The following is a 4,352-nucleotide window of genomic DNA, read 5'->3' on the forward strand; positions in this document are numbered from 1 at the left end:
TCGCGTTAGTCGCGTTCACCTTCGACTTGGCCAGAGAGCTTGCCGACACCGCCATCACCGTCAACTGCTTACATCCAGCGACATTGATGAATACGCACATGGTCCGCAAAGCATGGGTGCCGCCGATTTCGTCCATAGCGAAGGGCGTCAGAGCGGTCATGAACCTCGCGGTTGAACCGACCGGTGCGGCGGTAACAGGGCGCTACTTCGACGGCTTGCGTGAAGCGAAGGCTCATCCCGCGGCGTACGACGCGACGGTCCAATCGAACTTGCGTGCCGTCACGAACGAAATCCTTGCAGCGTTTCTCTAGTGCCACAGCTAGTTTGAGTCCGATTACCCATCGGATCATTCCGAGGGCGAGCCGTCCCGGTCGTCCAGCCAGATTCCTACTGGTGCGCAGGGCAGGCCCACGTCCTTCAGGGTCAGGATGCCGGCGGGCGCCGCGGCGACGTCGAAGGCCGCATTGACCGCTGGCATGGCGGTCATGGTGTCCCATTCGTGGTTGCCCCAGTGCTTCGGTGGGATGAACCGGATGCGGGTTTGCACGTCAGGCTCGCCCTTGATCGCAACGTGGTAGTGATCGTCGTCAAATTTCCAGTCTCCGTTGAGTTTCTGGGTGAGATACCAGGAGACGCGCGACTGGATAACGGTCTTTCCCTTCACTTTGGCGTTCCAGCCCCCACGGATTGCGGCGATGGTGTCCTTCTCCATGCAGAACCAACCAAGATCGACCTTCTCGGAGGCTGTCTGGTGCTCAACGACGAATTCCATGTCATCGAGTTCAAGGCCCAATGCGACCGCCATGCGTTGAACGGAGTCGGCGAAGGTGCCAAACCCGAACTTCGCCAAACCAACGACTTCGGGCGTCGCCTCGGGCAGGCCGAAGCCCAACGCTTGCCACGTTTCCGCCGATTCGTAGACGGAGACATCTGCCGATTCGACGATTGCTATCAGTTGGACGTCGCGGCAGACAGCAGTCATCGCGGTCACCATCGCGTTGATCCAGCCTGGGTTGACGCCGGTGATGTAGAGCGAACTGTTACCGCGTTCACAGGCGGCAGCGAGCTTCTCCTTCGTTTCGCCTCGGATTCCGCCCACGTTGAGGAACAAGTTTGTGCTGATGACGTCGAGGCCGCTTTCGAGCAAGCGGACGGCGTGATCGAGATCTGCCAAGAAGGGCGTGTAGATGACGGTGTCGGCGTCTAATGCGATGAGCGCGTCGATGTCGGTGGTGGCGAGTACGCCGGTAGCGGGTCTGCCGCATAGCGGTCCAGCGTCGGTACCTGCCTTGTCGACTGAATACGCATACACGCCGACCAGTTCGAGGCGGGGATCGTCGAGAATCCCCCGCATGCTGAGCTTGCCGACCTTGCCAGTGGTCCACTGAATAACGCGCAGCTTGTTCATCGGTTCCTTCAATAAGAAGGACGCCCTTCGCGCGGTCGGGTCTCGCGCGAGAGGCTGTTCCTTCGGATGTCGACGGGCAAGGCAGCGGCCCGGCGACCGACGGAGAACGGGCCACTTCATTATGAGAATGACATTCTCAGAATGAAGAGTAAGACATCCATAGCTGGGTTTCAAGGTTGCCGGGGCGATGGCATGCTGGGGCCATGGTTGCTGTTCCGTCGACGATGCTTCCGCTTGGCACTCCGGTGCCCGACTTCCAGCTTCCCGATCCTGATGGAAAACTGCACGGCCCAGTCGATGCGGCTGGGGCCGCGGGTCTCCTGGTGGTGTTCGTGTGCAACCACTGCCCGTTCGTCATCCACATCGGGCCAACACTGGGGCGGCGGGCCCGCCAGTGGATGGACCAGGGTCTGGCCGTACTGGCGATCAACGCCAACGACATCGCGGCCTATCCGCAAGACGGCCCCGAACACATGCCTGCCTTTGCCAAGCAGAACGGGTGGAGCTTCCCGTACCTGCTGGACGAGACCCAGCAGGTCGCTCACATGTTCCGGGCCGCCTGCACTCCGGACTTTTTCCTCTTCGACAGCGAGCGCAGGCTGGTCTACCGGGGCCAATTCGATGCCAGTCGGCCGAGCAACAACCAACCAGTCACCGGCGACGACCTCGACCGCGCCGTCGCGGCCGTACTGGCGCACCAGCCCGTCCCGGGCGACCAGATTCCCAGCATCGGCTGCAACATCAAGTGGAAACCGGGCAACGAGCCCGAGTACCGCCCCGCCTAACCCGCCGACTGTGCGGCTGAAACCCTTTGTCGGACAAGGGGAGCGGCGTGGTCGCATTCATCGCTGTGACGAGTGATGTGGACCTGGCCGACTAAAGCCTGCCTGCGACGAAGTCGGCGGCCTGGTCGGCCATGCCAGCCTGGATGTAGGCACTAGCAAGATGTTGCGGCCAGTTATTTTGCCAGGTGTTCGGGTCGGCTGGGTTGCAGACGGGATCGGCGCCGTGGCACAACTCAATGGTCCGGTCGCTATAGATCGGGTTGAAGTTCGTAATGGGGCCGACCCCCTGACTTCCATTGCCGAACAACGCGACGGCGGCGATGTGCTGATCGGTGCCCTCCGGCAGAGGACTGTCAAAACCAAACGCCGACATGGGCACCGCGAGCACCACGTCGGTGACCGCCGCGCCAAGCGAGTAGCCGCCCAGCACCAGTCGGGTGTTCGGGCAGTTGTTGACCATGTACTGGATGTGGCGGCTCATGTCGTTGGCGCCGACGTCGACCTCCCTGTCGGCGGGGTACTTCACGGCGTATACGCCGATGTTCTTACCTGCTGCCTTGGATTCGAGTGCGTTGATGAACGCATTGCCGAGCACGCCTGGCCCCGGTGATTCCAATCGGCCGCGGGCGAAGACGACCTCCACTTCGGGACAATTCGCTGCGGCGGCCGCCGGCATCTCGGCGGGAAGTACTGCCGAACTGAACGTCAGCGCGGCGGCCGTCATGACCGACGCTAGGCCAACTCGAAGCGATTTACCGGCGCGCACAGCGAGATGTTAGCGATTCGCAGCTCGAACCGTTGACCAGTACCGCGATCAGCGGAGCTTAGCTCTCGGTGTGCGGTGTAGGGCTTTGTGGCGATTCCCACTTCGACTGCAGGTGCCTTTGCACCACGGTGCCGGCCGGTAGGTCGAGCTGAAAGGTTTCACCGTCGTCGTCCTCGAGCGTGATGACGTAGCGGCCGTTCGCGGAGTCCTTGAACACCACTTTGTAGAGCTTTTCACCGGACCCGCGGTCGACAGCGATAGTGTCGCCCGGGGTGACGTCGTCGATTCGGTCGCTACCGGATACCTCAGACATACCGTTGACCGTAGTCGACGGGCAGCTGAGGTCGGAACAGCGCCAGCGTCCTAGTCTCCATTGACTTTTCAGCCCTCTAGCGCATCTTCCAGTTCACGCACATGATCCTGCGTTTGCTGCAACAACGGCCTCAGTGCCTCGGCGACATCCGGCAGCCCCAAGTCCGTGGCTTCCATCACGCGCTGCCGGTAGCGGTCCAACTGGCGCCTTTCCAGCTCCACATCGGCCTTTAGCGCCGACGCGCCGTCCGAAGCGTCGGGCACGTCGGGAACTTTCACAGTTGGCGTACCGCCTAGAAAATCGATCTGCTGAGCGAGAATCTTGGCGTGCTGCAGCTCCTGAGTGAGGTGCTTATCCAGTTCCTCGGTGATCGAGTGGTATTCGGGGCCCTTGACCGTTGCAATGTGCTGGATGTATTGAACGATCGATTGATACTCCGTACCTAGATCTTCGTTGAGCCGTTCGATGAAAGTACTGGTGTCCATGTGGGCAGATTTCACACAAGCCCGCGAGCTGAAACATGAACGCTATTTGGCGCCAGCGGCGGCGTTCTCAGGGATGCTCAGTTCCATGCGGTTGTGGGTGAGCGTGATGTCGGTTCCCACTATGTGAGGCTGACGTCGAAGACCTCGCGTAGCCCTCCATACCCAATCTCAGTTATCTGGACTGCCCGGCTGGCCTTCGAACGGCGGATCCAGTCAAGCTTGATGAGCTGGTCAAGTAGGCCTCGACCCAGCGCGCCCGCAAGGTGGTGGCGTTGTTCGGACCAGTCAATGCAATAGCGGATGACCGGGCGGCTGCTGGGCAACGTGACACCGAAATCGCGGAGGAATACCTCGCCTTCTTCGGTGAGGTGATAGTCAATGTCGTGGCCGTAGCCAGTGGGCTTGTCCCGATCGGCGATGTGGGGGTCGAAACTGCCGTCGCCGCCGGTGATTTGTCCGCGTCCGATCATCGTGCGCATCAGCTCGACCCCCAGACGCCCTGCGAGGTGGTCGTAGCAGGTGCGCGCCTGACGCAGCGCGTGTGCTCTGGTGCCTTGGCGCAGCGAGCGGATGCGCTTGGTGGGGGCAAGCTGCA

5 protein-coding genes and 2 pseudogenes are annotated in these 4,352 nt (G+C 61.4%); 2 read left to right on the plus strand and 5 right to left on the minus strand.

From position 1 onward, the window contains the following. Window positions 1–311 (plus strand): annotated as a pseudogene (locus VFA16_RS16680) (3-oxoacyl-ACP reductase); the annotation flags it as partial. 35 nt (window positions 312–346) lie between these two features. Here VFA16_RS16680 and VFA16_RS16685 read toward each other — a convergent pair. Continuing rightward, window positions 347–1,408: a hypothetical protein gene (locus VFA16_RS16685; protein WP_324968887.1), complete on the minus strand. Its 1,062-nt coding sequence runs from the start codon at window positions 1,406–1,408 to the stop codon at window positions 347–349. A 203-nt stretch (window positions 1,409–1,611) separates the two neighbouring features. Between VFA16_RS16685 and VFA16_RS16690 the strand changes: the two genes are divergently transcribed. Next, the gene (locus VFA16_RS16690; RefSeq protein ID WP_324968884.1) at window positions 1,612–2,193 is read left to right on the plus strand and encodes a thioredoxin family protein; all 582 of its coding nucleotides are present in this window, start codon (window positions 1,612–1,614) and stop codon (window positions 2,191–2,193) included. A 91-nt stretch (window positions 2,194–2,284) separates the two neighbouring features. Here VFA16_RS16690 and VFA16_RS16695 read toward each other — a convergent pair whose 3' ends face one another. From VFA16_RS16695 to VFA16_RS16710, 4 genes and pseudogenes are all read right to left on the minus strand, one after another. Then, the gene (locus VFA16_RS16695; protein WP_324968888.1) at window positions 2,285–2,917 is read right to left on the minus strand and encodes a cutinase family protein; all 633 of its coding nucleotides are present in this window, start codon (window positions 2,915–2,917) and stop codon (window positions 2,285–2,287) included. 100 nt (window positions 2,918–3,017) lie between these two features. Continuing rightward, window positions 3,018–3,272, minus strand: coding sequence for a hypothetical protein (locus VFA16_RS16700; RefSeq protein ID WP_324968885.1), 255 nt, complete (start codon window positions 3,270–3,272; stop codon window positions 3,018–3,020). Between the two features lie 68 nt (window positions 3,273–3,340). Beyond that, window positions 3,341–3,757: a ferritin-like domain-containing protein gene (locus VFA16_RS16705; protein ID WP_324968886.1), complete on the minus strand. Its 417-nt coding sequence runs from the start codon at window positions 3,755–3,757 to the stop codon at window positions 3,341–3,343. Between the two features lie 119 nt (window positions 3,758–3,876). Next, window positions 3,877–4,352 (minus strand): annotated as a pseudogene (locus VFA16_RS16710) (transcriptional regulator); the annotation flags it as partial.

Origin of the sequence: Mycobacterium sp. (genome assembly GCF_035653355.1) — a bacterium.
Lineage (GTDB): Bacteria > Actinomycetota > Actinomycetes > Mycobacteriales > Mycobacteriaceae > Mycobacterium.

Coding starts and splice junctions, on each gene's coding strand:
- VFA16_RS16705 (WP_324968886.1), bottom strand. CDS start 3,757: ATGGACACCAGTACTTTCATCGAACGGCTCAACGAAGATCTAGGTACG.
- VFA16_RS16685 (WP_324968887.1), bottom strand. CDS start 1,408: ATGAACAAGCTGCGCGTTATTCAGTGGACCACTGGCAAGGTCGGCAAG.
- VFA16_RS16690 (WP_324968884.1), top strand. CDS start 1,612: ATGGTTGCTGTTCCGTCGACGATGCTTCCGCTTGGCACTCCGGTGCCC.
- VFA16_RS16700 (WP_324968885.1), bottom strand. CDS start 3,272: ATGTCTGAGGTATCCGGTAGCGACCGAATCGACGACGTCACCCCGGGC.
- VFA16_RS16695 (WP_324968888.1), bottom strand. CDS start 2,917: ATGACGGCCGCCGCGCTGACGTTCAGTTCGGCAGTACTTCCCGCCGAG.